This is a genomic window from Streptomyces violaceorubidus (assembly GCF_000717995.1).
GTDB lineage: Bacteria > Actinomycetota > Actinomycetes > Streptomycetales > Streptomycetaceae > Streptomyces > Streptomyces violaceorubidus.
This window is the reverse complement of the sequence record NZ_JODM01000208.1, coordinates 1-267: the sequence shown is the minus strand read 5'-3', so window position 1 is coordinate 267 and position 267 is coordinate 1. Positions and strand designations below refer to the sequence as shown.

The 267-nt window shown below is 65.5% G+C and carries 1 protein-coding gene; it reads left to right on the top strand.

The features are described 5' to 3' along the window. The coding region (locus IE94_RS36930; RefSeq protein ID WP_037925100.1) for a hypothetical protein at positions 1-267 on the top strand (267 nt) is incomplete at both ends.

Below are 267 nucleotides of genomic sequence, written 5' to 3'. Positions count from 1 at the left end.
GATCTGAACAGGAAGTTCGACCTCTCGAAGAACGCGCCGGTGGTGAATCCGGGCGGGAAGACGCCGTCGGGTTCCGGGCTGAAGGTGGCGGCGGCGTCGGCGGACCAGACGTTCAACGCCGCGAGTGCGGGTCTGTCGGAGTACTTCACGGGTGCCGCCCTGACGGGCGGGTTCAACCTGATGGACTTCGCGGGCGGTTCGGTCAGTACTGCTTTCATGTCCTCGCTTGCTCTGGGGGCCAAGGGGCTGGGCATCAAGATGCCGGAC